Origin of the sequence: Streptomyces spirodelae (genome assembly GCF_017676385.1) — a bacterium.
GTDB lineage: Bacteria > Actinomycetota > Actinomycetes > Streptomycetales > Streptomycetaceae > Streptomyces > Streptomyces spirodelae.
Window position 1 is genome coordinate 257,963 of sequence record NZ_JAFFZN010000004.1, and the last position, 25,575, is coordinate 283,537.

At 70.1% G+C, this 25,575-nt stretch carries 24 protein-coding genes and 1 pseudogene; 17 read left to right on the forward strand and 8 right to left on the reverse strand.

The genetic code is table 11. The annotated features are described in order from the left end of the window. The first annotated feature begins 55 nt into the window (after positions 1–55). The 4 genes from JW592_RS07005 to kduD all read left to right on the forward strand — a co-directional run bounded on the left by JW592_RS07005 (position 56) and on the right by kduD (position 5,569). Complete coding sequence (locus JW592_RS07005; RefSeq protein WP_209264032.1) at positions 56–2,824, forward strand: hypothetical protein; 2,769 nt, start codon at positions 56–58, stop codon at positions 2,822–2,824. Further along, a complete protein-coding gene (locus JW592_RS07010) occupies positions 2,821–3,936 on the forward strand; it encodes a glycoside hydrolase family 88 protein (protein WP_209264033.1) in 1,116 nt (371 codons plus the stop codon). Before JW592_RS07005 ends, JW592_RS07010 begins: the two co-directional genes overlap by 4 nt. Positions 3,937–3,998: 62 nt before the next feature. Further along, entirely contained in the window at positions 3,999–4,781 is a 783-nt protein-coding gene (kduI, locus tag JW592_RS07015; protein ID WP_229375289.1) for a 5-dehydro-4-deoxy-D-glucuronate isomerase, read from the forward strand. Further along, positions 4,778–5,569: a 2-dehydro-3-deoxy-D-gluconate 5-dehydrogenase KduD gene (kduD, locus tag JW592_RS07020; protein WP_209264035.1), complete on the forward strand. Its 792-nt coding sequence runs from the start codon at positions 4,778–4,780 to the stop codon at positions 5,567–5,569. The genes kduI and kduD overlap by 4 nt, the downstream gene beginning before the upstream one ends. A 130-nt stretch (positions 5,570–5,699) precedes the next feature. On the opposite strand, the gene JW592_RS07025 is transcribed toward kduD, so the two are convergent. Both JW592_RS07025 and JW592_RS07030 read right to left on the reverse strand, forming a co-directional pair. Beyond that, entirely contained in the window at positions 5,700–6,014 is a 315-nt protein-coding gene (locus JW592_RS07025; RefSeq protein WP_209264142.1) for a hypothetical protein, read from the reverse strand. A 104-nt stretch (positions 6,015–6,118) separates the two neighbouring features. Then, positions 6,119–6,288: pseudogene (locus JW592_RS07030) on the reverse strand (Rrf2 family transcriptional regulator); the annotation flags it as partial. On the opposite strand from JW592_RS07030, the gene JW592_RS32560 reads away from it, so the two are divergent. Beyond that, the gene (locus tag JW592_RS32560) at positions 6,220–6,492 is read left to right on the forward strand and encodes a hypothetical protein (RefSeq protein WP_229375366.1); all 273 of its coding nucleotides are present in this window, start codon (positions 6,220–6,222) and stop codon (positions 6,490–6,492) included. The pseudogene JW592_RS07030 and the gene JW592_RS32560 sit on opposite strands and share 69 nt — an antisense overlap. 279 nt (positions 6,493–6,771) lie before the next feature. Further along, on the forward strand, positions 6,772–7,653 hold the full coding sequence (locus JW592_RS07040) for a universal stress protein (RefSeq protein WP_209264036.1): 882 nt from the start codon (positions 6,772–6,774) through the stop codon (positions 7,651–7,653). Positions 7,654–7,796: 143 nt separating this feature from the next. On the opposite strand, the gene JW592_RS07045 is transcribed toward JW592_RS07040, so the two are convergent. Next, entirely contained in the window at positions 7,797–8,246 is a 450-nt protein-coding gene (locus tag JW592_RS07045; protein WP_209264037.1) for a VOC family protein, read from the reverse strand. Between the two features lie 97 nt (positions 8,247–8,343). On the opposite strand from JW592_RS07045, the gene JW592_RS07050 reads away from it, so the two are divergent. Continuing rightward, positions 8,344–8,919: a TetR/AcrR family transcriptional regulator gene (locus JW592_RS07050; protein WP_209264038.1), complete on the forward strand. Its 576-nt coding sequence runs from the start codon at positions 8,344–8,346 to the stop codon at positions 8,917–8,919. A 178-nt stretch (positions 8,920–9,097) separates the two neighbouring features. On the opposite strand, the gene JW592_RS33550 is transcribed toward JW592_RS07050, so the two are convergent. Then, on the reverse strand, positions 9,098–9,310 hold the full coding sequence (locus JW592_RS33550; RefSeq protein WP_372446461.1) for an AbgT family transporter: 213 nt from the start codon (positions 9,308–9,310) through the stop codon (positions 9,098–9,100). Next, on the reverse strand, positions 9,238–9,855 hold the full coding sequence (locus JW592_RS07060; RefSeq protein WP_209264040.1) for a restriction endonuclease: 618 nt from the start codon (positions 9,853–9,855) through the stop codon (positions 9,238–9,240). The genes JW592_RS33550 and JW592_RS07060 overlap by 73 nt, the downstream gene beginning before the upstream one ends. Positions 9,856–10,620: 765 nt before the next feature. On the opposite strand from JW592_RS07060, the gene JW592_RS07065 reads away from it, so the two are divergent. Beyond that, positions 10,621–11,229 carry a dihydrofolate reductase family protein gene (locus tag JW592_RS07065; protein WP_307805311.1) on the forward strand — a complete coding sequence of 203 codons (609 nt, stop codon included), beginning with the start codon at positions 10,621–10,623 and terminating at the stop codon, positions 11,227–11,229. A 302-nt stretch (positions 11,230–11,531) separates the two neighbouring features. Here the strand turns inward: JW592_RS07065 and JW592_RS07070 are convergent, their stop codons facing one another. Then, positions 11,532–13,217, reverse strand: a complete 1,686-nt coding sequence (locus JW592_RS07070) for a CocE/NonD family hydrolase (protein WP_229375290.1) — start codon at positions 13,215–13,217, stop codon at positions 11,532–11,534. Between the two features lie 98 nt (positions 13,218–13,315). On the opposite strand from JW592_RS07070, the gene JW592_RS07075 reads away from it, so the two are divergent. Both JW592_RS07075 and JW592_RS07080 read left to right on the forward strand, forming a co-directional pair. Next, positions 13,316–14,032, forward strand: coding sequence for a TetR/AcrR family transcriptional regulator (locus JW592_RS07075; RefSeq protein WP_209264041.1), 717 nt, complete (start codon positions 13,316–13,318; stop codon positions 14,030–14,032). A gap of 148 nt (positions 14,033–14,180) precedes the next feature. Further along, entirely contained in the window at positions 14,181–15,014 is an 834-nt protein-coding gene (locus tag JW592_RS07080; protein WP_209264042.1) for a PIG-L family deacetylase, read from the forward strand. A 287-nt stretch (positions 15,015–15,301) separates the two neighbouring features. Here the strand turns inward: JW592_RS07080 and JW592_RS07085 are convergent, their stop codons facing one another. After that, positions 15,302–16,981, reverse strand: coding sequence for an IPT/TIG domain-containing protein (locus JW592_RS07085; RefSeq protein WP_209264043.1), 1,680 nt, complete (start codon positions 16,979–16,981; stop codon positions 15,302–15,304). A gap of 267 nt (positions 16,982–17,248) precedes the next feature. On the opposite strand from JW592_RS07085, the gene JW592_RS07090 reads away from it, so the two are divergent. Beyond that, on the forward strand, positions 17,249–17,914 hold the full coding sequence (locus JW592_RS07090; protein ID WP_209264044.1) for a hypothetical protein: 666 nt from the start codon (positions 17,249–17,251) through the stop codon (positions 17,912–17,914). Positions 17,915–17,991: 77 nt separating this feature from the next. Here the strand turns inward: JW592_RS07090 and JW592_RS07095 are convergent, their stop codons facing one another. Then, positions 17,992–18,393 carry a hypothetical protein gene (locus tag JW592_RS07095; RefSeq protein WP_209264045.1) on the reverse strand — a complete coding sequence of 134 codons (402 nt, stop codon included), beginning with the start codon at positions 18,391–18,393 and terminating at the stop codon, positions 17,992–17,994. Positions 18,394–18,761: 368 nt separating this feature from the next. Here JW592_RS07095 and JW592_RS07100 point away from each other — a divergent pair, with 368 nt between their 5' ends. From JW592_RS07100 to JW592_RS07125, 6 genes are all read left to right on the forward strand, one after another. After that, positions 18,762–19,691, forward strand: coding sequence for a 5-dehydro-4-deoxyglucarate dehydratase (locus tag JW592_RS07100; protein ID WP_209264046.1), 930 nt, complete (start codon positions 18,762–18,764; stop codon positions 19,689–19,691). A 166-nt stretch (positions 19,692–19,857) separates the two neighbouring features. After that, the gene (locus tag JW592_RS07105; protein ID WP_209264047.1) at positions 19,858–21,417 is read left to right on the forward strand and encodes an ABC transporter substrate-binding protein; all 1,560 of its coding nucleotides are present in this window, start codon (positions 19,858–19,860) and stop codon (positions 21,415–21,417) included. An 8-nt stretch (positions 21,418–21,425) separates the two neighbouring features. Further along, positions 21,426–22,352: an ABC transporter permease gene (locus JW592_RS07110; RefSeq protein WP_209264048.1), complete on the forward strand. Its 927-nt coding sequence runs from the start codon at positions 21,426–21,428 to the stop codon at positions 22,350–22,352. Further along, complete coding sequence (locus JW592_RS07115) at positions 22,349–23,392, forward strand: ABC transporter permease (RefSeq protein ID WP_307805312.1); 1,044 nt, start codon at positions 22,349–22,351, stop codon at positions 23,390–23,392. The genes JW592_RS07110 and JW592_RS07115 overlap by 4 nt, the downstream gene beginning before the upstream one ends. Then, on the forward strand, positions 23,389–24,402 hold the full coding sequence (locus JW592_RS07120) for an ABC transporter ATP-binding protein (RefSeq protein ID WP_209264049.1): 1,014 nt from the start codon (positions 23,389–23,391) through the stop codon (positions 24,400–24,402). The genes JW592_RS07115 and JW592_RS07120 overlap by 4 nt, the downstream gene beginning before the upstream one ends. Beyond that, positions 24,395–25,504: an ABC transporter ATP-binding protein gene (locus tag JW592_RS07125; RefSeq protein ID WP_209264050.1), complete on the forward strand. Its 1,110-nt coding sequence runs from the start codon at positions 24,395–24,397 to the stop codon at positions 25,502–25,504. Before JW592_RS07120 ends, JW592_RS07125 begins: the two co-directional genes overlap by 8 nt. The last annotated feature ends 71 nt before the right edge of the window (positions 25,505–25,575 follow it).

Genomic DNA, 25,575 nt, shown 5'->3' on the forward strand with positions numbered 1-25,575 from the left:
GCAGTCCGTCGCCAGTACGGCAACGCAGCCCAGCAGCCCAACAAGGAGTCCACGTATGCAGGAAGGCAACGAGACCGGTGATGCCGGAATCCGGCATCCGGCGGACGCCGGGCGCACAGTGCACGCGCTCGACGCGCGCGGCACCGTGCGGGACTGGCTGATCAGCCCCGCCTGGGGGAGACCGGCTGACGACCTGGACAAGTACCTCGCCACCGAGGGAGACCCCTGGGGGGAGCGGGGCCGGTGGCAGCTGACCAACGGGCCGGACGTCACCCCCCTGAAGGAGGAGCTCCACCGGCACCGCCCGCTGCGGAGGGAACCCGTCACCACCCCGCCCCTGGAGGGCGGCCCGGTCCGCTGCACAGGACCGGACGGCACCGAGCACACCGGGACCTGGCGGCGCGTCCACACACCGGCCGACGGCCTGGTCGACTGGAGCGAGTTCTGCTTCACCCCGGAGTACCGTACGGCCCTCGCGGCCTGTGTCCTGGAGGTCGACCAGGCCGAGTGGCGGACGCTGCGCCTGGCCGCCACCGGGCCCGTACTGCTGTTCGTGAACGGTGAGCTGGCCGGCGAGTCCGGCACGGTCACCTACATGGAACCCGCCGAGCAGTCCGTACGGGTCTGGCTGCCCTCCGGAACCTCCACGGTGGTCGTCGCCACGTGGCAGGTCGCCTTCCGGGAGTGCCGCCATGTGGTGCGGCTGCGCGTCCACGGCCTGCCGGTCCGGGTCGTGGTGCCGAGCAAGGGCGCCTGCGAGCACACCTCCGCCGTGGCGGAGCGCATCCTGGACGCCGTGGGCGTCCCGCGGTGGGGGACGACCAGCGGCGAGGTGACGATCACCGGCCCGAAAGGTGCAGCACTGCGGGTGGACGGGGCGGGGCGTACCCGTCGGGTCCGGCTGACCGCCGGGCGCGCGACCGTACGGCTCGACGGCGACCACGGCGACCACGGCGACGCCGCGGACCCCGAACGACATGACACCAGCGCTGCCGACGCCGAGAAGGATGAGAGAGGCACCGGCAGCGCGTCGATGCTGTCCACCGGGACGACCGTGCTGCGGATCGCGATGGACGACGACCGCTGCCCGGTGTACCGGGAGTTCCCCGTCGCCGTGCTGCCGAGCAGCTACCGAGCGGCCCCCGAAGGCCCCCGCGCCGAGCGGCGTGCGGAGTTCCTGCGGCACGCCGCGCGTACGGAGGGAACAGCGGGCGAGCTGGCCCGCGCGCTCGGCGACCCGTCGTACCAGGTGACAGCCTCCGGCCTGGCCAGGGCCCTGTGGATGATCGACAACCGCGCGGACTGCGCCGACTTCGAAGCCGTTGGCCTCCTCCACCTCTGGCACCGGATACCCGCCGACCGCTGGGAAGCCGGCCTGCGCGCACGCGTGCGCGCCGCCATTCTGGGATTCAAGTTCTGGATCGACCAGCCCGGCCTCGACGCCATGTGCTACTTCACCGAGAACCACCAGCTCGTCTGGCACACGGCCGAACTGCTGTGGGGCTCGGCGCTGGCCGACAGCGCCTTCGCCAACACGGGCTGGACCGGCGCGCGGCACGCCGCCCACGCCCGGAGCATGGCGGTGGCATGGATGCGCCGCAAACTCGCGGGCGGATTCAGCGAGTTCGACTCCAACGCCTACCTCGCCATCGACCTGCTCGCGCTGGTGACCCTGGTCGAATACGCCGAGGACGAGGAGGTCGTCCAGCTCGCCGCCGGGGTTGCCGACCGGGTGCTGTTCAGCCTCGCGGCCAACTCCTGGCGCGGCATCCACGGCTGCGCCCACGGCCGCTCGTACGTGTCCACCCTGCGCTCCTCCCGACTGGAGGAGACAGCCCCGATCATGTGGGTGTGCTTCGGCACGGGAGCGCTGAACGAGGCTGTGCTGCCGGCTGCCGCGGTCGCCACCGCGGTCCGCTACCGGATGCCCGACGCCATCCGGCACACCGCACACCACCTGCCCGAACGCTGGTGGGGGCGGCAGAGCTACCGGGGGGAGTACCGGCCCACCCACGACCTCCTCGCGCGCCCGTACGCCTCCGACCTCACCGTCTACAAGACTCCCGACGCGATGCTCTCCTGCGTGGGCGACTACCGTCCGGGGCTGCCCGGACTCCAGGAGCACATCTGGGGCGCCACACTGGGACCCGAGACACAGGTCTACGTCACCCACGCACCCAACGCCTCCACATCCCCCTCGGCCCGCCCCAACGCGTGGGCCGGCAACCGCCTCCTCCCCAGGGCCCGCCAGCACGAGGGGACGGTCCTGGCGCTGTACCGAATCCCCGGTGACGACGCGATGGGCTACGCGCACGCGTGGTTCCCGGTCGCCGAGTTCGACGAGTGGCTGCAATACGGCGTGTGGACGGTGGGACGCAAGGGGGACGGCTATGTGGCCCTCGCGACCGAGGACGGCGCGCTGCTGGCGGACGCGGGACCGGAAGCGCGGCAAGAGCTGCGTCCGCGCGGTCCCGGCACCGCCTGGGTGTGCACGGTTGGGCGGCGCGCCCTCCACGGCGAACTCGGCGACTTCGCGCGCGCACTCGGCACCCCCCGGTTCGGACCCGACCGGGTCGGGTTCCGCACCCTCGAGGGCACCGAGCTGGCTCTCAGCTGGGACGGGCCGTTCACCGTGGACGGACGCCCCGCCGATCTCGCCGAGGACGGAACCGTCGCCCCCGTCCCGCAGCTCGACAACCCCTGCGCACGCCTGGAGTTCACAGACGCGACGCTGACCATCGCTCCGTCGGCACCGGCGGGCGCGGCACCACACGTCATCGACCTCCAGTGGGGTCGCAAGGTGACCGGGACGGAGGACGCATGACACCGGTAACCGCCGCGCGCGGCCTCGACACCAGCCAGGCGGCACTGGCCGAAGCGCCGCTGCCGCCCGCCGCCCCCGAGGACCTGCAGCCGGCGCTGCTCGCCTCCACCGCCGCACGTATCGCCGACCGGGCCGAGACGATGGGCCTCACCCAGTGGTTCTGGGGCGAGGGCGTCGTGCTCCAGGGAATGCTGCGCCTCGCCGAAGCCACCGGAACGCCCACCCGCCCCTTCGTCGCCGCGTTCGTCGACCGGCACCTGCGCGAAGGCATCGAACCCGGCCACATCAACCACCTCGCACCCGGCGCCGCCTGCGCCGACCTGTACGGGATGACCCAGCAGCAGCGCTACGCCGACGGCTGCCGCCGGCTGCTGCACTGGCTGCGGCACGCCCCAGAGGTCACCCGGGCGCCGGGCGGTGCACTTGAGCACTGGCCCGGTGGGGTATGGGCGGACACGGTGTACATGGCGGGCACGTTCCTCATCCGCTGCGGCCTGCACACCGCTCGCCCTGAACTCGTCACCGAGGCCGGCGAACAGATCCTCGCGCACGCCGAGGTGCTGCAGCACCCGGGCACCGGCCTCTACGCGCACGGCTCCCACGAGGGCCGTACCATCTGGTGCTTCTGGGGAAGGGCCAACGCCTGGACGGCGCTCGCGGCCGCCGAGTACCTCGAAGCGGCGCCCCGTGCCGGTGCCGACCCGGAGATGACCGACCGGGTCCGCGTCCTGCTGAGCCGTCAACTCCTCGCGCTGGCCGACCATCAGCCCGCGCACGGCGTGTGGGACGTTCTGGTCGACGGGCAGCCGGAGAACCGCGGCATCCTCGAGACCTCCGGCACGGCAGGCATCACGGCCGCGATGTTCCGCGCCGCGGCACTCGGCATCGAACCGGAGCGCCTGCGAGCATCGGCCTGGCGCGCGCTCGCCGGACTGCACGCGTACGTTGCCGAGGACGGCACGCTCACCCGCACGAGCGCGGGCACAGTCCTCCAACTCGTCCCCTTCGGCTACTCCGTGATCCGCGACGACACCATCCAGCCCTGGGGCCAGGGCCTCGCCCTGCACGCGTACGCCGCCGCGCTCACCGACCTGGCGCGGCACCGTCCCTGACGACACAACGGAGGTCATCCATGGAGGTCAGGCACACCACAGGCCCTGATCAGGTCCCAGGTATGGACACGGAGGAGCTGCGCTCGCGCTTCCTCGTCCAGGACCTGTTCGGCACCGACGAGGTCCGCACGGTCTACAGCCACGAGGACCGGATGGTCATCGGCGGCGTCCGGCCGTCCGGCGCGACGGTACCGCTGCTCACGGCGGATCCGCTGCGCGCCGACCAATTCCTCGCTCGCCGGGAACTCGGCGTCGTCAACGTGGGAAGCGGCCCCGGCACCGTCACGGCCGACGGCACGGAACACCAACTGGGCACCAAGGAGGTGCTCTACGTCGGCCGGGGCACGCGAGAGGTCGCCTTCACCGGTGACGGCTCAGCGGCCTTCTACTTGGTCTCCACCCCCGCGCACGCCACCCACCCCACCCGCAAGGGCGGCCTGCAGGACGCGACCCCCGTGCACCTGGGCGAACAGCGCACGTCCAACGAGCGCACCATCTACAAGTTCATCCATGCCGACGGCATCCAGAGCTGCCAGCTCGTCCTCGGGATCACCGAACTGGCCGAGGGAAGCATGTGGAACACGATGCCTGCCCACACACACGACCGGCGCACCGAGATGTATCTGTATTTCGGCTTGGATCCCGACCAGCGCGTCGTCCACCTCATGGGCCGCCCGGACCAGACCCGCAATCTGATCGTCGCCGGTGAACAGGCCGTGATCTCGCCTTCCTGGTCCGTCCACTGCGGGTTCGGCACCGGCTCCTACGCCTTCGTGTGGGCCATGGGCGGCGAGAACACCGACTACACCGACGTCGAGGCGTATCCGATCACGGAGCTGCGATGACCCCCCTGCTCAGCCCGCCGTCCAACCCAGAGCCCAACCCCCTGTTCGACCTGCGCGGCCGTACAGCCCTGGTGACCGGTTCCCGCACCGGCATCGGCAGCGCGATCGCGGTCGGCCTGGCCCAGGCCGGGGCCGACCTGGTCCTCCATGGCCACCACGACGACCTGGACGATACGGCGCGGCAGGTCGAGGCCGCCGGCCGGAGCGCCCGACGGTGGATCCGCGATCTGTCCTCCACCGAGCACCTTGCCGAGGAGGCCGGCGAGGTGCTGGACGAGACACCGGTGGACATTCTCGTCAACAACGCGGGCATCATCCGCCGGTCCCCGGCCACCGAGATGGCGGACGAGGACTGGGAGGCCGTCCTGACCACCAACCTCGACGCGGTGTTCACCCTCACCCGGGCCGCGGGCACGCGGATGCTGGCACGCGGCTCTGGGAAAGTCGTCAACATCGCCTCGCTGCTGTCCTTCCAGGGAGGCATCAACGTCGCCGGATACACTGCGAGCAAGCACGCGGTCACGGGCCTGACCCGCGCCCTGGCCAACGAATGGGCCGGCAGAGGCGTCCAGGTCAACGCCATCGCCCCCGGCTACATCGCCACCAACAACACCCAGGCCCTGCGCTCCGACCCGGCGCGCGAACCGGAGATCAGATCCCGCATCCCCGCGGGCCGCTGGGGCACCCCCGAGGACCTGATCGGAGCCGCGGTGTTCCTGGCCGCCCCGGCCTCGGACTACGTCTGCGGTCACGTCCTCACCGTCGACGGCGGGTGGCTCGCCCGCTGAGCCCCGTGGGAGTTGCTGTGTCCCCGGCCGTCTCGGCGGTCCGGTGAACCGGCTGTCGCGGGCGTGGGGACGCGGGCCAGGGAGGCACTCGCGGTCGGCTTGTGGCCTCCAGGCCCCCATACCCGAATCTCTATCCTCTCCAGACCTGCCCCTGCACGGTCCGGAGCCTCCGCTGAGATGTGGTGCTCCAGGTGGTGATGGCGGCGAGGGTGGCCAGGGCGAGACTGATGGCCATCACCGCGGCCATGGGGGCGGGACTGTGCGTGCCGAACAGGCCGACCAGCGGGGAGGCGGCTGCGCCGAGGAGGAACTGGCCGCCTCCCAGCAGCGCAGAGATGGCTCCTGGTAGGGCTCGTCCGCGGCGTTGCGCGATGGTGACCACGGCGGGGAAGAACACGCCGAACGCGGTGACGGCCAGCAGCAGGCACAGCCACGTGATCGGCATGGCCCAACCGCAGATCGGCGGCGCCGTCGCGCTGGCCGCCCTCGCCGCGACACTGCCACCCTGGCCCATTGGTAAGCGAAAGCGTTCCACTCTGAGGAGGGCCGCACTGGCCCGGCCCTGCGCAGCTCGCCGAGCAGTCGCCTGATCACCACCGGGTTGGTGTTCGCGCTGGTCGCGATCTGCTCAGAGGTGGCGACCTCATGGCTTGGCGCTGGTAGGGACCGATCCAGGCCAGCGCGTGCGCGGCAAGGGGGCGAAGGCCGTCGCATTCCAGTCCGACCAGGCGGACACGATCCGGGCGCCGGCGCTGATCGACGGCGTGGTCGCGCACTTCGGCGGCCTGGACATCCTCGCCAACAACGCGGCGATCTCGGTGGAGCAGGGCCGCAAGGCCGACCATGGCCAGCAGACCATGGTCCCCATCCTTCCGCCGTCAAGGCGAAAGTCGCCGAGGATCTCGACAGCAACACCTCGCTGACGTCGACATGCATCATTCCGTCAGCCGTGCGGTCGGAACCCGGGCGAAACGCGTAGCGCGGCTCGCTGTGACGGTTGTTCGGCACCCGACGGGTGCTCGGGCATCCTGGCCTGCCCAGGCACGGGTCGATGCCCAGTGCCGTGCCCGGCTTGTTCGTACTGGCGGGCCAAGTGGCCCTCCCGGGGCGGCCTGACGGCCACTGGCCCCTCGGGCCGCGCGAGCCGAGGCTGGGACAAGAGACGGCCGCTGGCCGGCAGCGTTCCGGAACAGGAGTGGGAAATGGGTGGCTCAGTGATCGTCGGGGTGGACGGTTCCGCCTCCAGCCTTGACGCGGTCGACGTCGCGGCCCGCGAGGCGCGCCTGCGCGGGGTGCCTCTGCGGCTCGTGCACGCCTTCGGCCACGCGCCCGGGCACCTGCCAGGCGACGCACCGGCGTGGAGCCCGGCCGACCACGGTTTGGAGCCGATGGTGCACGGAGTAGTGGCACGCGCCGAGGAGCGGGCGCACGCGGCTGCGCCGGACATCGAGATCACTCGTTCGGTCGTGGCCGGTGAGGCGCTGGACGTACTGGAGATCGAGTCGCGGTCGGCGGCGCTGGCGGTGGTCGGCAGTCGGGGCCTGTCCGGCTTCGCTGGGCTGCTGCTGGGTTCGACAGCGGTGCACCTGGCAGCACACGGCCGCTGCCCGCTCATGGTCGTGCGCGGCCGCCCTGATCCGGCCGGTCCGGTTGTGGTGGCCGTGGACGGCTCGAAGGCCGGGCAGGCGGCGGTGCGGTTCGCGTTCGCCGAGGCCGCGTTGCGCGAGGCACCCCTGGTGGCGCTGCACGTGTGGAACTCCTGGAGCGAAGGCGCCTACGAAGGCCCCGGCGACCCTCTGACCTCTGTCGTGGCCGATGCCGACCGTCTCCGCGAGGCCGAGCAGCGCCTGCTGGATGAGACTGTGGCCCGCCTGCGGGAAGACTTTCCCCGGATTGCGGTCGAGCGACGCCTGGTGCGCTCCCGGATCCGTCCCGCCCTCATCGACGCGAGCCGCTCGGCGCAGCTGGTAGTGACCGGGGCGAGGGGGCGCGGTGGCTTCACCGGGCTGCTGCTCGGCTCGGTCAGCCAGGCTCTGCTCCACCACGCCCACTGCGCCGTCACCGTCGTCCGCGGCGAGGAGTGACCATGTCTCCGCAGCCCTCCACCAGTGCGATCCCGGAGGTGCGACCCGGACGGAAGCGGTGACGGAGTCAGCCGGCCCTGCCGCCGCTCAGGGAGGCCCTGCGGCCGCGAGTGGCTCCGGTCCCCAAGGCTGTGCAACGGGTGTCAGACGCCGGTGTACTGGGCGGCGTACTCCTCGCTGGGCGGGACGACGGTGATGACGTCAATCAGCACCCCGTCCGGGGCGGCGACGATGAAGTGGCGTTGGCCGAACTCTTCCGTGCGCAGTGGCAGTACTTCGGGCAGGCCGGCCTCGGCCACGAGCCGCTGGTGCTCTGAGTCGACGTCGTCCACCTCGAAGTTCAACAGCAAGCCTCCCTGGAGAGCGGCCCGGTGCCCTTCGGGGACGGTCGGGTGGGTGTGGTCGAGGAGGGCCAGCTCGTACTGCGGGGCGTCAGGGCGGCGCAGGCTGACGTACCAATCCGCTTCGAAGGTGACTTCGAACCTGAAGTGGCGGGTGTAGAAGTCGCGGGAGGCCGCCACGTCCCGGCTGGCGAGCACCGGGTAGAAGCCGCCGAGCTTGATCCTGGGCGTGGTCGTGAGTTCGTTCGTCATGACAGAGGTCCTCCAGCTTCATTTCACATACCCACGGTATGTGAATCGGAACGTTAGCATACCCTCAGTACGCGAAAGGGGAAGGGCGGTGGGCTCGATGGCGGTCAGCCGAGCGGAGCAGCGGGCGGCCACGCGGCAAGCGCTGCTGGCCGAAGGGCGGCGGCGGTTCGCCGCCGACGGGTACCACCACGTGGTGCTGGCGGAGGTGGCGCGGGCCGCCGGCGTCACCAAGGGAGCCGCCTATCACCACTTCGACAGCAAGGCCGGGCTCTTCCGGGCCGTCGTCTGCGAGGTGCAGCAGGAACTGGGCGAGCGGGTCGCGACCGAAGCCGAACGGCACGAGGACCTCTGGGAGCAACTCCGGGCCGGCTGCCGGGCCTTCCTGGCCGCGGGAACCGACCCGGCGGTCCGACAGATCCTCCTGGTCGACGCGCCGACCGTGTTGGGCTGGGACGAGTGGCGCGCCCTGGACGAGGAATCCTCCGCCCGGCATCTCGCGGACGCCCTGACGGCGCTGGCCGAAGCGGGGATCATCGCCGATCAACCGGTGGAGCCACTGGCCCGGTTGCTCTCGGGGGCGATGAACGAGGCCGCGCTCTGGATCGCGCGGGGCGGGGACCCGCAGGCTGGGGAGCAGGCGCTCGACCGGCTCCTGGCGGGGCTGCGCACCTGACCCGGACCGGCACCGCATCGATTCCCCGTAGTGGCGGCCGCTGAGGCACGGCTTGTTCACCTGCCCGGCACGCACGGCCGCCGGAAACCTCGCCCCTCGCCGCCGCCTGGCCGCCGGCGTAGGCGACGGCCAGGAACAGCGCCGAGGTGGAAGGGACATGTTTCAGACTGGTGGAGACCTACAGCGAGAGGGTCTCACCCGGGCCGATGGGGATCCCGAGGAGTACCCAAGCCACGAAGAGGAGCATCCAGCCGACGTAGAAGGCAACGGTGAAGGGCTGGCACCGGGCGGTGTCAGCCCCCTCGCTGCTGGGTTCGGTCAGTGCGCCGGCCGCCGCGGTGGCGGAACCTTCGGCAACAGTTCCCACAGCGGCCAGGAACCCGCTGCCCATCTGGCGAGCATGTGGCGGTCGACCAAGTGCATCTGCTGGTCCCCGGCGAAGGGGACCGCGTCCCGGGTGAAGCGTCCGTTGGTGAGCATCACGACCACGTCCGCCTTGTGCACCGGCCGTGCCGTCCCGTTGAGCCGCTGCAGGTCCGGGGTGCCGATGGCCGCGCCGGCCAGCCCGTCACGGCGGTGCTTGCACTGGATCACCCACCGCCGCCCCGCAGGGTCCGTTGCGATGACATCCGCGCCCTTGTCCCCCCGGCCCCCGGTGCGTAGCGCGTCCCGGCAGCCGTCCCGGAGCAGCAAGTCGCGGACCGCGTGCTCGAACTCCGCGTGGCCCAGCATGTCCAGCTGCGCCACCTGGAAGCGCAGGCCCTGAGCCCGTGCTGCCTCCCACCGCCGCCGCTGCGCCTGCTGCTGCCACCACAGGGTCCCGGCGCCCCCGGCCAGTACCCCGGCCAGGATCAGCACCCACCAGTGAACGAGGAGCCACTGCATCAGCGCGACGACCAGGCTCACGCCGATCACGACGACCACCCCGGCTGCCATCAGCTTCTCCTGCTCCTTGCCGCGCCGCCTGCGCTGACGACGGACCGGAGCCCTCCGCGTAGCCTTCCGTGCCGAAGTCCTCCGTTCCGGCCGCCGCCCGCTCACCGGCCGCTCCCGGGCTGTGGCGGCTCTCCGGTGGGGAGCGTGATCCGGAGTATCGGCGTCTCCACCCTGTGGGGCGCCGCAGGAGCTTTCGGCCCGTCCCGCTGCTCTCGGGAGGCGGCACCGCCGCCTCCTCCACCGTGCCCTCCGATGGTTATGAACAGCAGCGCGATGGCAGCAGCCGCCGCCAGAGCCGACACCGGCCCTCCCGCGACGGTCCCGGCCACGACCGGGGCTGCCCTGGTGTGCGCTCGTACCGGAGTCCCATCCCTGCGCGTGTACGCACGGACGTCAACCACATGCCCTCCCTGAAGAGTTCAGCGAATCCCCGCTCACCCACCAGTGCAGCACGGACCACTGACAGCCAGTCATGGAGCGATCATGGAAAGTGACCAATTGGGGATGCCGTCGCGAGGGGGCACAGGCCCTCGCGCGCCAGTCCGCGCTGTTATGGGTGTCGCTGCGGGCGGGCTGTCCCGAGCTGACGCATCAAGCCGGTCACTCGGCACGTGCGCAAGAGAGTGGCGGGCTGGCGATCGCAGACAGCCAGCACGATGAGTTCCTGGTACGCAGGCGGTCGGTAGGGACAAGCATGAAGTCGAGACCGAGCACTCTGGCAATGTGCTCGCCCCGTCCACTCCGTCACAGCAGGAGGACCCGATCGTGTCCCGTTCCGTGCTCTACATGTCCATGTCGCTCGACGGCTTCATCGCCGGTCCCGATGACGGCCCCGGGAACGGCCTCGGCACCGGTGGCGAGCAGTTGCACGCGTGGCTGTTCGACGGCGACCAAGAGGCCCGTGGCGGAGCTGCCCTACCGGTCATCCGGACCGACGCGGCCAGCCTTACGGTCGTCAACGAGATGCTGGCCACCGGGGCCGTACTGACGGGTCGGCGCACCTTCGACGCGGCCGGCGGCTGGGGCGGCGACCACCACGACGGCGTCCACATCGAGGTGTTCACCCGCTCCGCGGCTGATGACGACGCCGTCCCGGGCTCCAACGTCCGCTTCGCCACCGACGGCATCGAGGCCGCGATGGCGCGGGCCAAGGAGGCCGCAGGGGAGCGGAACGTGCTGGTCCACGGGGCGACGACGGCACAGTTGGCACTGCAGGCCGGAGTCCTGGACGAACTCGAGATCCATCAAGTCCCCGTACTGCTCGGTGTCGGCCGCTCGCTGTTCGGCACGCTGGGGACGCCCCACCAGCTCGACCTCGTGCGCGTCATCGACGCTCCCGGGGTCACGCATCTGCGATACCGCGTGAGCACCTGAGCACCTGAGCGCCGCCGCCGACCCGAGCCGCGATCCGTCAAGCGCCGACGAGATCGCTCATACCGTCCGGCGCCGAGGGCGCCCTCGGCATGACGGGCGTATCCAGGTACGGCGGCACCAGGCCAGGACCCCAGCGCCTGGTCCTCAATGCCGCCGTACGCCGGACGGCCCGCTACCTGGACGACGCCGTCGAGGAGCTGCGGGCACTGCCTGCGGAGGGGCGCGAGCATGATGTCGTGGCGGAGGGACGCCTTCCGCCCCTCGCCCCCGGCTCGTGGTCTGTTCCCCGGCGGGCTGACGGATCAAGCGGGACAAGAGCTGCTGGGAAGTACCAGGGCCGAGTGCGTGTGGAGCGTGATCCGTACCGGTGTGAAGGTGGTGGTGTCCACCGGCGACTCCCCGTTGCCGGGATTACGGGCGTAGCGCGGATGGGCGCCTCCGCTGATCTGCCAGCGTATGCGGTGGCCGGCCTGGAAGCGGTGGGCGGTGGAGCTCATCGGCACGGTGACCTGTGAGGGCGCCTGTTGGGCCGTCCGGAGTCGGACGAATCCGTCGCAGATGTTGACGGAGCGGCCCTGTGGGTCCACGTCGCACAGACGGGTGAAGACATCGGCGTGCCCGGTATCCGTGGAGACGCTCAGCCGTGCGGAGACGTGGCCCAGGATGTCCATGGGCTCGGTCAGTGGTGGACCGGTGAATGTCAGGACGTCGTTTCGGGCCTCCAGAGTGGCGTTGTTCCGGGGACCGGCGGTACGGGAGAGCAGTGGGCCGCCCAGGGAGGGGGTGGGGTCGGCCGGGTCGTAGAGGAACGCCGCCACGGATGCGGATTCCGTGGGGGCCTGCTGGGTGAGATGCCCACCGGGGATGGGGTACCACGAGGTGGCAGCCGCGGTCGGCGGCCATTCGTCGAGGTCCCGCCAGATGTCTTCGCCGCCGATGTGCACACGCACGGCGGTGGGACGCAGGCCGGAGGGATCGGCGTACAGATGGGCGCGCAGCCACGCGAGGCTCTCTGCGAACACCTTGGACCAACCTTGCTGCAGGGCCGAAGTGTGGGTCCAGGGCCCGACGAGCAGAGCGGTCTCGCATCCGGCCTGGCGCAGCCGGTCGTACTGCTCGAAGGTCTGGTCGGCCAGTGTGTCGTGCCATCCGGTGATCAGAGCCGTGGGAACGCGGAGCCGCTCCGCCGGCTCCGCCAACGACGCGCCGCGCCAGTAGGCGTCCTTGGTATCGGAGTGTGTCATCACGTCGTCCAGCCAAGACGGCTTGCTCCCCAGCGCTGCCATGTACGCCTCACGCAGGGGCTGCGCGGCGCTGATGTGGCGAAGGCGCCGCTGCAGGCGCAGTGTCGCTTTGAGGAACGGTCCCAAGCCCTGGTGCTGGTAGTTCATGCCCACACCCACGGCAAGGGCGTTCTCCAGACGCAGCGCACCGTCTGCGTGGAACAGAGCGTAGGGATCGTGCAGTCCTACTTGCACCACCATTGCCTTCAGTTCTGGCGGTGGGTCCGCAGCGAGGGCCCATTGCACGTAGCCCAGGTAACTGGGGCCGACTGTCCCCAGCGTTCCGTTGAACCAGGGGCGCTCGCGCAGCCAGGCCACCGTTGCCTGGCCGTCGGCGGCCTCGTTGCGCCACAGATCGAACTCGCCGCCCGAACCGCCGGTGCCGCGGCAGCTCTGCAGGACCACATGGAAGCCCTGTTCGGCGAAGAGCAGGCCGTACTGGGGCGACCACGGCAGGCCCCGGCCATAAGGAGAGCGGACCAGGAGGGTGGGGAAGTCGCCGGGGGCACGCGGAAAGTAGTGGTCGGTGAGCAACGGGCTGCCGTCGGCGGCCGGCACCACCAGTCCCGGCTCCCACCCGGCCTCGTGCTGTTTCGGCGGCAGACCTCGCCAGGTCGACCTCATCATGCGTGCGGAAAGCGGTGGCTTTCCGGTGGGTGGTACCCAGGCAGGTCTGGCTACGGCGTCGGGCGTGCGCGAGGGCATCGTTCTCTCCTTTATTCTCGTACGTCGTACGAGAATAAAGGATGCTTGGATGACCTTGGCAAGAGTCGCCTCAACAACCAGGGGAAGGAGTGCGAGCCGTGCCCGGTAATGGAAAGCCCGGTGCCGAGAGCATCGATCCCGAGCGGCTCTGGCTGCGTCCCACCGAGCCACGCAGGGGCCGCAGGCCGTCCTTCAGCCGGGAGGCGATCACCGCGGCAGCCGTCACCCTGGCGGATGCGGAAGGACTCGACGCGGTCACCATGCGGCGGGTGGCCGCCGAGGTCGGAGCGGGCGTCATGTCGCTCTACAGCTACGCCCCCGACAAGGAGACGCTGCTGGAGCTGATGGTCGACCACGTCAGCGGCGAACTCACGGTCACCGGCCCGCCCAGCGGCGACTGGCGTGCCGATCTGAAGACCGTGGCCCGCCTGCAGCGTGCCAACATGCTGCGCCACCCTTGGCTGCCCGTCGCTTTGTCCACCCGCCGTGTTCCGGGCCCCAACACGCTGGCCTTCCTGGAACACGTGCTTGCCGTCCTGCGGCCCACCGGGCTGGACGGGGCGGCGAAGCTGGAGGTCTTCGCCCAGATCACCGCGTTCGTGGCCGGGCACGTCGCTCACGAGATCGCGCAGGCCGCAGTCTCACGATCACCGGACCGGGCCGCAGCCGAGGGCCGATACCTCGCCGCTGTCGCCGCCGACGGTCGCCACCCGGAACTCGCCGAAGCCCTTTCCGCCCCTGGGCGCCCCCTCGCTCCCGACGCTACCTTCAGCCGGTTCCTCAACCGTCTGATCGACGGCCTCGATACTGACTGATGCCTCATAACTGTTGCCTCCTGCCGAACCTGGCGGGGGACATGGAGACCAGAAGGCTTCCGCTTGCCGGAATCCGGGCCCGGGATCGCGGTACGCCCGCGCACACTCGGACCAGAACGTATGTGTATTCGTCCAGGAGGACTGCTTGATGATTGACCGACCCTTGACGCTCATGGCGGTGCACGCCCATCCCGACGACGAGGCCACGGGAACCGGAGGGGTTCTGGCGCGGTACGCGGCGGAGGGTATCCGCACGGTTCTTGTGACGTGTACCGACGGTGGTTGTGGTGACGGGCCGGGGGGTGTCAAGCCGGGTGATCCGGGGCACGATCCGGGGGCCGTCGCGTTGATGCGCCGTCAAGAGCTCAAGGCGAGCTGTGAAGCCTTGAAGATCAGCGATCTGGAGATGCTGGACTACGCCGACTCGGGAATGATGGGCTGGCCGAGCAACGACGCTCCCGGATCGTTCTGGCAGACCCCTGTGGCGGAAGGTGCCGCCCGACTCGTGGAACTCATGCGGCACTACCGGCCTGATGTGGTCGTCACCTATGACGAGAACGGCTTCTACGGCCACCCCGATCACATCCAGGCGCACCGCATCACGATGGCGGCGCTGGAGATGACCGATCTGGCACCGAAGGTGTACTGGACGACGATGCCCCGCTCGGGGATGCAGCGGTTCGGCGAGATCATGCGCGAGTTCGGTGAGGACATGCCGGAGCCGGATCCTGCCGAGGCCGCCGCGCTGGCCGAGATCGGTCTCCCCGACGACGAGATCACCACGTGGGTGGACACCACCGCATTCAGCGGTCAGAAGTTCGACGCGCTGGCTGCGCACGCCAGTCAGGGCGAGAACATTTTCTTCCTCAAGATGGGCAAGGAGCGGTTCGGTGAGTTGATGGGCATGGAGACGTTCGTACGTGTCAAGGACGCCACGGGCGCAGCCGTGCCCGAGAACGATCTCTTCGCCGGGCTGCGCTGATCCACCCGTCCGACCGGATCCTGGGAAACCCCCCCGTCCGAGCCGCGCAATCAAGCGCGTCACATACCCGGAGCATGCTCCGCAAGTTCTGCCTGGGCAGCCCAGGTCGCAGGCTCGGCGCTCTGGCTCTCAGCCGCGTCAGCAGCGCATCGAGTCCTGAGGCCGCTGTTGCGCTCCCGCAGCCCCTCGCGGCAGCCGCAGCGATCCGGTCGGATGCTTCCCTGTCCATTGGTGTCGGACTCATACGACGTCACTTCCTCGCCGCCCGAGGGGTGAGGACCAGCCGCTCAAATGTAGGTGTAGGCGCCGGAAAGCGTGGCGGTGCCGCCGGCGGTGATGACAGTGACGTCGACCGGGCCTGGACGGGCACCGGCGGGGATGACGACGGCAGCGGTCGTGTCGGAGCCGATACTGAAGCGGGCTGTGACGCCGCCGACGCTGACGTGCTGCGTCGTTGCCAGGTAACTGCCGGTCACCGCGATGGTGTTACCGCCGAATACCGGGCCGCTCGTGCGGGTCAGGCCGCTGAGGACCGGTGGTACGACGTAGGTGTAGGCGCGCTCCCCATCGGCAAGTCCGCCCGCGGTCCAGACAGCGACGGGCACGACACCGGCGCCGGTGCTGGAGGGTGGGACGGAGACAGAGAGTGCGGAATCGGAGACGACCGTGGGGATCGCCGGCACGGTCCCGAAGTAGACGCGGCTGGCGGTGCCCAGGCTTTCACCGCGAATCGTGATGCTGTTGCGGCCTGCCACCGGCCCGGCATCGGGGTCGATCGCGTCGACGAAGCCGTTGGGGTAGTAGAAGAACGGCTTGGGGTTGCTGGTTCCGCCGACTGTGGTGACAGTGACCTGGGCGGTGCCGGATCCGGGTGGGGAGGCCACCAGGATCTGGTTGCTGGTGTTGGCCAGAATGGTGGCCGGTGTCTCATTGAAGCGGATCATCTGTGCGCTGCCGAGGTTGGTGCCGGTGATGGTCACCAGCGTGCCGCCGGTCATGGGGCCGCGGTTGGGGCCCATGGCGTTGAGGGTCTGGATGATGCTGACGGTGTCGGCACCGCTGTTGGTGACGTACGCGGACAGGCCGTTGGGGGTGATGGCAACCGCCGATGGCTGATGACCGACGGGGATGGTGGCGGTCACGGTGAGGGTGTCGGTGTCGATGATGCTCACTGTGTCCGAGGCGCTGTTCGCGACGTAGACCAGACGGCCGTCAGGGCTGATCGACACTCCTCTGGGACCGCTGCCGACCGGGATCGTGCCGGTGATCTGGCGGGTTCCGGTGTCGATGACGCTGACCGTGTCCGAGCCCCGGTTGGTGACGTACAGCCGCCTGCCGTCCGGACTGATCGTCACGCCGACGGGGGCGGAGAGCCCGTCGATGGTGGCGGTCACGGTCGCGGTGGAAGTGTCGATGACGCTCAGGCTGTTGCCGGCGTTGTTGGCCGCGTACACCTCCAAAGCATCGGGCGCCACGACGACCCCCGTGGGGCCGCGTCCGACAGGGATGGTGGCGATGACCGCGTTGGTGGTGGTGTCGATCATGCTGACCGTGTCCGAGCCCCGGTTGGTGACGTACCCCCGTACACCGCCGGGCGACACCCGCAGAGTGAAGGGGTTTTTGCCCACGCGGATCTCGCGCACAACCGAGAAACTGTCACGGTTGATGACACTGACCGAGTCCGAAGCGCTGTTGGCGACGTAGACATGGGTGTTGTCGGGGGTGACCTGGACCCCGATGGGGCTGTTGACCGGGCCGAACGACGTGGTCAGCGTATGCGTTCCGCTGTCGATCACGCTGACGGTCCCCGAGCCGTTGTTGGCCACATGCACGCGTAGACCGAACGGCCCCACAGCCACCCCGTCGGGCTTGCTGCCCACCGGAAGAGTCAGCACCGCGAACGGCCCTGCCACCTCCACAGCCTGCGCGGTCGCGCCCGCCACAGCCGGAACACCTGCCTTGCTCATCTCGCACCTCACCAGTAGCGGAAGGGGTCACATTCCCGGCAGGCGTACCGAAATGAAGACACACAACCTTCGCCCTCGCCGGGGAAGGCACACGTGAGGTCACAAAGAAAACGACCAGCACACCGCTGCCCTGCCAACACCCGGCAACAATGGGCAGCCCGCCGGTCGTACACAAGTGATCCACACACGCAAGCCGACTCGCAAGACCGAGGGACACAACCTCACCCGAACAGACCAACGCTGTTGGGCACGACCTTGGAGCGATCGATGTTGATACACCGGCCCGGACAGCCGCAGGACCTGCCTGACCCGGAAGAGATGTGGGCGCGCTGGGCCCTCGCGGCGGTGCTGTGCGCGACCAGCGAGCGGGAGGGACAGCGATCCGGTCTGTCGGGATGGTGGCTGGACGCTGTCCGTGGCGGACTGCGCATGGACGATCGCGGCTGCACCTGGTGGGCGCTTTGGAGGTGGGGCGAGGGGCGCTTCGTGCTGTGCGGCTGGGACGAGTCGGGTGAGCTCATCGAGTTCGAGCCACCCGTCGACATGTTCGCCGGTGCGCCCCGGTGGCTGTCGCCGTCGAGGCTGGAGGAGCTTGTCGACCCGTTCCAGTTCGGCTGCGTCTACTGGTACGAGCACGGGCGCTGGAGTCGCGCCCCGTACCCGGACACGCTGTGGGACGACGGTCTCGACATCGGCCTCAACAGCGCTCTGGACCTGGAGGCGGCGGCCGATCTGCGGCGGATCGACGTGGCGCGGCTGAGAGCTGACATCGAGGAGTTGAACCGCGCCGCGATGCACCACCGGGTGACGGAGCGGCAGCTGCGCGCGTTCGCGGACCGGGCCGTGGCCTCGGGCGCCTCGTCACTGGATGTTCCCGCCATGCTGCGGGCACTGGACGCCTCCGGGATCCGGAACCCGGGGCCCGGGACCTGATGGCTACAGAGCAGCGGACGTCGCTCTCCGTCGGCACGTTGTAGTCGAAGGCATCAACAACTGCCGTGTCGCGTCGGCTACCCCTGAGAGCCCGCAGGGAAGCGGACGAAGCCGGTGATGCGGGGCGAGAACGTCGGTGGGCACTGTTCTCCAAGAGCTGAGCGGAGGCTCGCAGCCACGTCGTCGTCCGGTTCGCCGAACACCTCGAAGTGCTCCACCCGGCAGTGCTCCATCACTTCCTGGATATACGGGTCGGCCAGTTTCCAGTGCAGGCGCACCGCGTCGGAGTCCCGGTAGACCTGGAAGCTGTGCGCGAGCAGTTGCTCTTCGTCGACGAAGGTCTCGACCATCATCTGCGGCCCGTGCTGCCGTGCGAAGTCCACCGCTCGGACGATGGCGTCGCGGAAGCTCTCCAAGTGGCCGTCGGTGATGCGCATGGTGTTGCGGAAGAGGAGGAGCGCGTCGTCGTATGCGGTCATGACGTCATCCTGAAACTTGAACCGCACTGTAAGTCAAGCTCTTGGCGGCCGAGAGTCCTCTGGCCGGTTGCCGCCGGATCAGCCGTCCCGGTCGAGCCGGCATCCCGTCGCAGGAAGCCGATGGTGTACTGCGGCCGAGCCGGAACCCGCGCCCGAACCCGGGCCGCGCTCTCCGGCTCCGCCCCGACGCATCGCCATGCTGAAGGCCGTCGCCTCATGGTCTGCCTGCCGCCTGCCGCCTGCCGCCTGCCGCCTCACCGTCAGGTTTCCCTTGCACATCTCTTGACGCACCAGCCCCGCCCGCACTTTACTCCCGTTCACAAGAACAGACTGTGTTCACATTCATGGATGGGCGGAAGGCTGACGGCATGGCGCTTCGACAACACCTGGCGAACTCTCTGAGCGGGCTGCTCGGCTTTCCCGTCACGCCGTTCCGGCGCGACGATGGCGAGTTGGATCTCCCGCGCTTCGAGCAGCACCTTGCCGAGATGCTCAAGGCCGGGCCGAGCGCTCTGTTCGTCGCCTGCGGCACCGGCGAGTTCCCCTCGCTGACCGTTGCCGAGCACCACGAGTTGGTGCGCACCGCGGTCTCACATGTGTCCGGACAGGTGCCGGTCTTCGCCGGCGCCGGTGGCGGCACTCGGATCGCCGTCGAGTTCGTCGGCTCCGCCGAGCGTGCCGGAGCCGACGGAGTGCTGATCCTGCCCCCGTATGTACAGGTCGGCCCGCCCGCCGGACTCGTCGCGCACTACCGGGAGATCGTCGCGGTCACCGGGCTCCCACTCATCCCGTACCAGCGCTCCACTGCCGTGTTCACCCCGGAGGCGGTGGCGGAACTGGCTGCTCTGGAGCAGGTGGTGGCATTCAAGGACGGGCACGGAGACCTCGAACTGCTGCAGGGCATCCGTACCGCCACTGGCGGCGAGCTGACGCTCCTCAACGGCATGCCCACGGCAGAGACCTTCGCCGCCGCCTACGCGGCTGCCGGGGCCCGCGCCTACTCCTCGGCCGTTCTCGCTTTCGCCCCGGCAATCGCCCGGGCCTTCTACGACGCCTTCGCACGCGGCGACGACGCCGTCCAGCAGATCCTGCTGCGCGAGTTCTACGTGCCGCTGACGGAGTTGCGGCACACGACGAACGGCTACGCGGTAGCGCTGGTGAAGGCCGGGCTCGAGGTCCAGGGCCGGTCGGCGGGGCCGGTGCGGCCGCCGCTCGCGGACGTGACACCGGAGCACCGGGCCGAGCTCGCCGCGCTGATCGAGCGCGGCCACGCGGCGCTGGACGGCTTCGGGAGCTGAAGGTCCCCCACCGCACGGATATCCCCACGAACGTCATCGGGGAGCCCCCTCGCAACCCCGCCGCAAACGGTCCCACCCCCGCAGCGGGACCCGGCGGCGGGCCCACGTACCGGCACAAGCACCGCCCCTGGGCGCGACTGCCGCGACCAAGGAGGAACGAGGAACAATGACGTCCCCTCTCCACCCACCCGTGTCCACCGGCCCGCCGGGCCGGCGTGCCGCCGCGCTCGCCGTCGTGGTGCTGCTGACGGGCGGGTGCACCGTTGCCAACTCCGGGGCGGCCGCCGACGCCGGCACCGTCCAGATCGTGCTGCCCGAGGAGCCGCCCACCCTGGAGCCGTGCGACGCCTCGCTGACGGCCACGGGGCGCGTCGTACGCTCCAACATCACCGAGCCGCTGGCCGAACGAGTGCCGGAGACCGGCGAGCTGGAGCCGAAGCTCGCCACCGGGTGGAAGCGGACCTCGCCGACCACTTGGCGCTTCACTCTCCGCAAGGGCGTCACATTCCACGACGGAACGGCGTTCACCGCGAAGGACGCGGCCTTCTCCATCGACCGGACGCTCGACTCCGGCATCGAGTGCAACGTCGACGGCTACGTCTTCGGCGACAGCAGGATCACCGCGTCCGCCGTCGACGCCACCACTGTGGAGGTCACCTCCAAGGAGCCGGACCCGATCCTGCCGCTGCGGCTGTCGTTCGTGGAGATGGTCCCGACGAGCACGGACGCCGACTCCCGGGTGCGTGAGCCGGTCGGCACCGGGCCGTACCGCATCGAGAAGTGGAACCAGGGCATCAATCTGCGGCTCGCCCAGTACGGCTCCTACTGGGGGAAGGCCCCCGACTACAAGACGGCGCTGTACACCTGGCGTGCCGAGGGCAGCGTCCGGGCCGCGATGGTCAGCAGTGGGGAGGCGGATGTCGCGGTGGGCCTGGCCCCGGCGGACGGAGCGGGTGACCACGCAGTCGAGTATCCGAACAACGAGACCTCGTATCTGCGGATGGACGCGGACAAGCCACCGCTCGACGACATCCGGGTACGCAAGGCCATCAACTACGCCATCGACAAGAAGGGCCTGGTCGCCTCCGTCTTCGCCGGGCTCGGCAAGCCGGCCGGGCAACTCGTGCCCGACGGCGTCACCGGCTACAACCCGGACATCAAGAGCTGGCCCCACGACATGAAACGGGCGAAGTCGCTGATCGCCGCGGCTCGCGCCGACGGCGTCCCCGTCGATACCAAGATCACGATCATCGGCCGCAACGGAATCTATCCCAAGGCCGCGGAGACCATGGAGGTGGTGCAGAACGAGCTCCGGGAGGCCGGGCTCGATGTGAAGGTGAAGATGCTGGATGTGAACGCCTGGACGGAGTATCTGCTCCGGCCGTTCCCCAAGGACGCGGGACCGACCCTGCTCCAGGCACAGCACGGCAACCAGGCCGGCGACGCCGCGTTCACCATGGAGCAGATCTACGGCAGCAAGGGCGCGCAGAGCAGCTACGGCACACCCGGCCTCGACCGGAGAATCCAGCGGGCCGAGCACGCCGCGGGCCGCGAGCGGCAGGCCCGCTTCGCCGAAGCGCTCGCCTACCAGAGCAAGAAGGTCGTACGCGACGCCGTGCTGGCCCACATGAAGAGCATCATCGCGCTGGCCCCGGACGTTTCGTACAAGCCGGACTCGGCGAGCGGCGACGAGATGCACCTGGCCGAGATCCACCCGGCGGGCTGAGAGAGACGATGCTGACATATCTGAGACGCCGGATCCTCTCCAGCGCGATTCCGCTGCTGGTCGTGGTCCTGGGCGTATTCTTCCTGGCCCGCCTCACCGGCGATCCGGCCAACCTCTATCTGCCACTCAGCGCCACGCAGAAGATGCGCGAGGCGTTCTCCGCGCAGCACGGATTCGACGATCCGCTGCTGGTGCAGTTCGGCGACTATCTCGCGCAGTTGGCCCATCTCGACTTCGGCGAGTCGCTGCGGACCGCGCAGCCCGCTGCCGAGGCCGTGCTGCGCGCCTTCCCGGCTACGCTGCAACTGGCGGGAGTCACCCTGCTGTTGGCGGTTGCGGGAGCGGTTGTCGTGGGCAGCCTGGCCGCGTACCGGCCGAACTCGCCGGCCGACCGGATCGCGAGTTTCCTGTCCTCGACGGCCGCCAGTACGCCCGACTTCTGGTTCGCGATCATGGGTGTGCTGGTCTTCGCGGTCACCTTGGACTGGTTGCCGACCTCCGGAACGGTCGGCTCGGCGGCCTGGGTACTGCCCGTGGCGACGCTGCTCATCCGGCCGTTCGGCGTCCTGGTGCAGGTGGTGCGCGGCGCCATGGTCACCGCGCTGTCCGAGCCGTACATAAAGGTGGCGCGCAGCAAGGGAGCCGGCGAGCGTCGGGTGATCTTCAAACACGCGCTGCGCAACGCCGGGGCGCCGACGCTGACCGTTGCCGGAGATCTGGCGGTGGGTCTGATCAACGGCGCGGTCGTGGTGGAGACCATCTTCGGCTGGCCGGGCATCGGCAAGCTGATGATCGACTCCATCCTCCAGCGGGACTTCGCGGTGCTGCAGGCGGCGGTACTGCTGACAGCGCTGACGATTTTCGCGCTGAACCTGCTGATCGACGTCTGCTATGTGCTGCTGGACCCGCGAGTCAGACAGGGGGCGATGGCGTGAGTACGCACGAGAAGGAGGCCGGGGCAACCGGCCGCGCGGGGCTGTTGCGCCTGCTGGCCGCCGACCGGATGGCGACAGCGGCCTGCGCGGTGCTGCTGCTGGTCGGCCTGTGCGCGGTGCTCGGGCCACCATTGCTCGGTGATCTCGCACGCGAGCAGAACCTCCGCGCTGTGAAGCTGCGGCCGTTCTCCACCGGTGAGGGCTGGGAGTTCGTGCTGGGCAGCGACTCCCTCGGGCGCAGCGTCCTGGCGCGGCTGGTCGTCGCGGCGGGGACGACGCTGTCGGTCGCGGTCCCCGCCGTTGTGCTGTCGCTTCTGATCGGCTCGGTGTGGGGGATGTGGGCGGGCTTCCACCGAGGCTGGCGCGAGAACGTGTCGATGCGGATCGCCGATGTGATCCTCAGCTTCCCCTCGCTGCTGCTCGCGGTCGTGGTGCTGTACGTGTTCGACCCCAGCATCGCCAACCTCGTCGCGGTACTGGCGATCGCCCGGATCCCCGTCTATCTGCGCACCGCGCGCGCCGAGTCGGCGGAGTTGCGCGGCAGGCTGTTCGCCGACGCCGCCCGCACCTTCGGCAGCGGCAACTGGGCGATCGTCCGGCGCCATGTCGCGCCGATCGTGCTGCCCACGCTGCTCACCGTGGCGGCCGTCGATTTCTGCTTCGTGATGCTCACCGAGTCCTCGCTGAGTTTCCTCGGCATCGGCATCCAGCCACCGGACGTGTCCTGGGGGCTGATGGTGGCGCAGGGCCGTGCTGAACTGCGGAACGCCTGGTGGACTGTGGTGTTCCCGGGCCTGGCGATCATCGTCACGACGGTGGCGATGACCGTGCTCGCCAACTGGGCCAGGATCGCGGGCGATCCCGCCCAGCGCTGGCGGCTGACGACGCCCAAGCGCGGACGCACCCCGAGGGGGCGCGGGAGTGTGCCTGATAGTGCGGCTCCGCCGCCTGGGCGCCCCCAGCCACAGCAGACCGGCAGCCGCGAGCGCACCGCCAAGGGCACATCCCACGGCGAAGCACCGAGACAGGAGCAGCCTTGAACGGGCAAGCAACGCCAGGCACCGCCGCAGGCAACGGCACCGCACTGGAGGTACGCGACCTCTCCGTCGAGCTGAGCACCCCGCAGGGGCCCGTACGGGTCGTACGGGACGTCGGGTTCGAGGTCCGCTCCGGACAGACCCTCGCCCTTCTGGGTGAATCCGGCTGCGGCAAGAGCATGACGGCACAGGCCGTGGCCGGTCTCCTCGACCCGGTGGCCGAGGTCACCGACGGACAGGTACGCCTGCAAGGACGCGACATACTGCGGCTGCGCCGCAGTGACCGGCGCAGCCTTGCCGGGCCGGAGCTGGCCATGGTCTTCCAGGACGCACTCACCGCACTCAATCCGGTGTACACAGTGGGCTCGCAGCTCGCCGAGCCGTTCCGTATCCACGAGCGGGCCTCCCGGCGCGCCGCGAAGGAGAAGGCCGTCGAGCTGATGGAACGGGTCGGCATCCCGGAGCCGCGGCTGCGAGCCAAGGCGTTCCCGCACCAGTTCTCCGGAGGTATGCGGCAACGGCTGCTCATCGCGATGGCGGTGGCGCTGCGGCCCTCGGTGCTGCTCGCCGACGAGCCGACCACCGCCCTCGACGTCACCGTGCAGGCCCAGATCATGGAGTTGCTGGCCGAGCTGCGGCGGGAGACGCGGATGGCGCTGGTGCTCATCACCCATGACCTCGCGGTGGTCGCCGAGCAGGCCGACCAGGTGGCGGTGATGTACTCCGGGACCATTGTGGAGTCCGGCCCCGTGGCCGAGGTCTTCGCAGCCCCGCGGCATCCCTACACCCGGGGACTGCTCGATTCGGTGCCCGCCGGACACCCCCGTGGCAGCGTCCTGCCGTCGATCCAGGGCAGCCCCCCACGGCCCGCGGCGGTGCCGGCCGGCTGCGCGTTCCGTGCCCGCTGTCCGCTGGCGCGCGACCGGTGCGCCACGGACGAACCGCCACTCACCGACACCGGGCCGGGACGCGCGTCGGCCTGCCACTACTGGAAGGAGCTGGCCGATGCCTGACACCGCCGACACCGCGGGCACCGCCCAGACCGCGGGCACCGCCGACACCGTCGGCACCGCGGACCGTGCCGGTACGGCCACCGGGGGACCGCTGCTTCAGGCGCGCGGCCTGACCAAGACGTTCCGGGTGCCGCGCAGCGCGTCCGGCAGCACCCGGCTGCACGCCCTGGACGGGGTGGACCTCACCGTACGGCGGGGCGAGACGCTGGGCCTGGTGGGGGAGTCCGGGTGCGGCAAGTCCACGCTGGCCCGGGTGCTGCTGATGCTGGAGCGCCCGGACGCGGGGACGCTCCGCTACGACGGCGTGGACCCCTTCGCGCTGCGCGGCAGGTCGCTGCTGGCCTGGCGGCGCCGGGTGCAGATGGTCTTCCAGGATCCGTTCGCCTCGCTGAACCCGAGAATGAGCGCCGGGGAGCTGATCGCCGAGCCCTGGCGCTCGCACCCCGATCTGGTGCCACGCGCCGAGCGCGAGCGGCGGGTGCACGAGCTGCTGGAGAAGGTGGGGCTGCGTGCGGCCGATGCGCGCCGCCATCCGCAGGAGTTCTCCGGCGGCCAGCGGCAGCGCATCGGCATCGCCCGCGCGCTGGCCCTCGACCCCGAAGTGATCGTCTGTGACGAACCGGTGTCGGCGCTGGACCTGTCGGTGCAGGCCCAGGTCCTCAACGTCCTCACCGAACTGCAGGCCGAGCTCGGTGTGGCATACGTGTTCATCTCGCACGACCTGCCGGTGGTGCGTCACATGGCCGACCGAGTGGCGGTGATGTACCTCGGCAGGGTGGTCGAGTCGGGACCGGCCGAGGAGGTCTTCACCGCACCCCGGCACCCGTACACCGCTTCGCTGCTGTCCGCCGCGCCCCGTCCGCCGACGGCACAGGACGACGGCCCGAGCCGGCGCATCGTGCTCTTCGGGGAGGTCCCCTCGCCGACCGACCCGCCGTCGGGCTGCCGCTTCCGCACCCGGTGCTGGAAGGCCGAGCAGGTATGCGCCACCGCTGTACCCGCCGACGAACCCGCACCGGACGGGCCGCAGCACCTGGCGGCATGCCACCTGCCGATCCAGCCGTCGGACCGGGGAGGCTCTCGTGCCGCCGCCCACGAGTAGCGATGCCCGTGTCGGCCGCCCCCGGCTCCGATCGACTCGTCGGGACGGAGGGCGCTGGTCAAGGTAGAAGC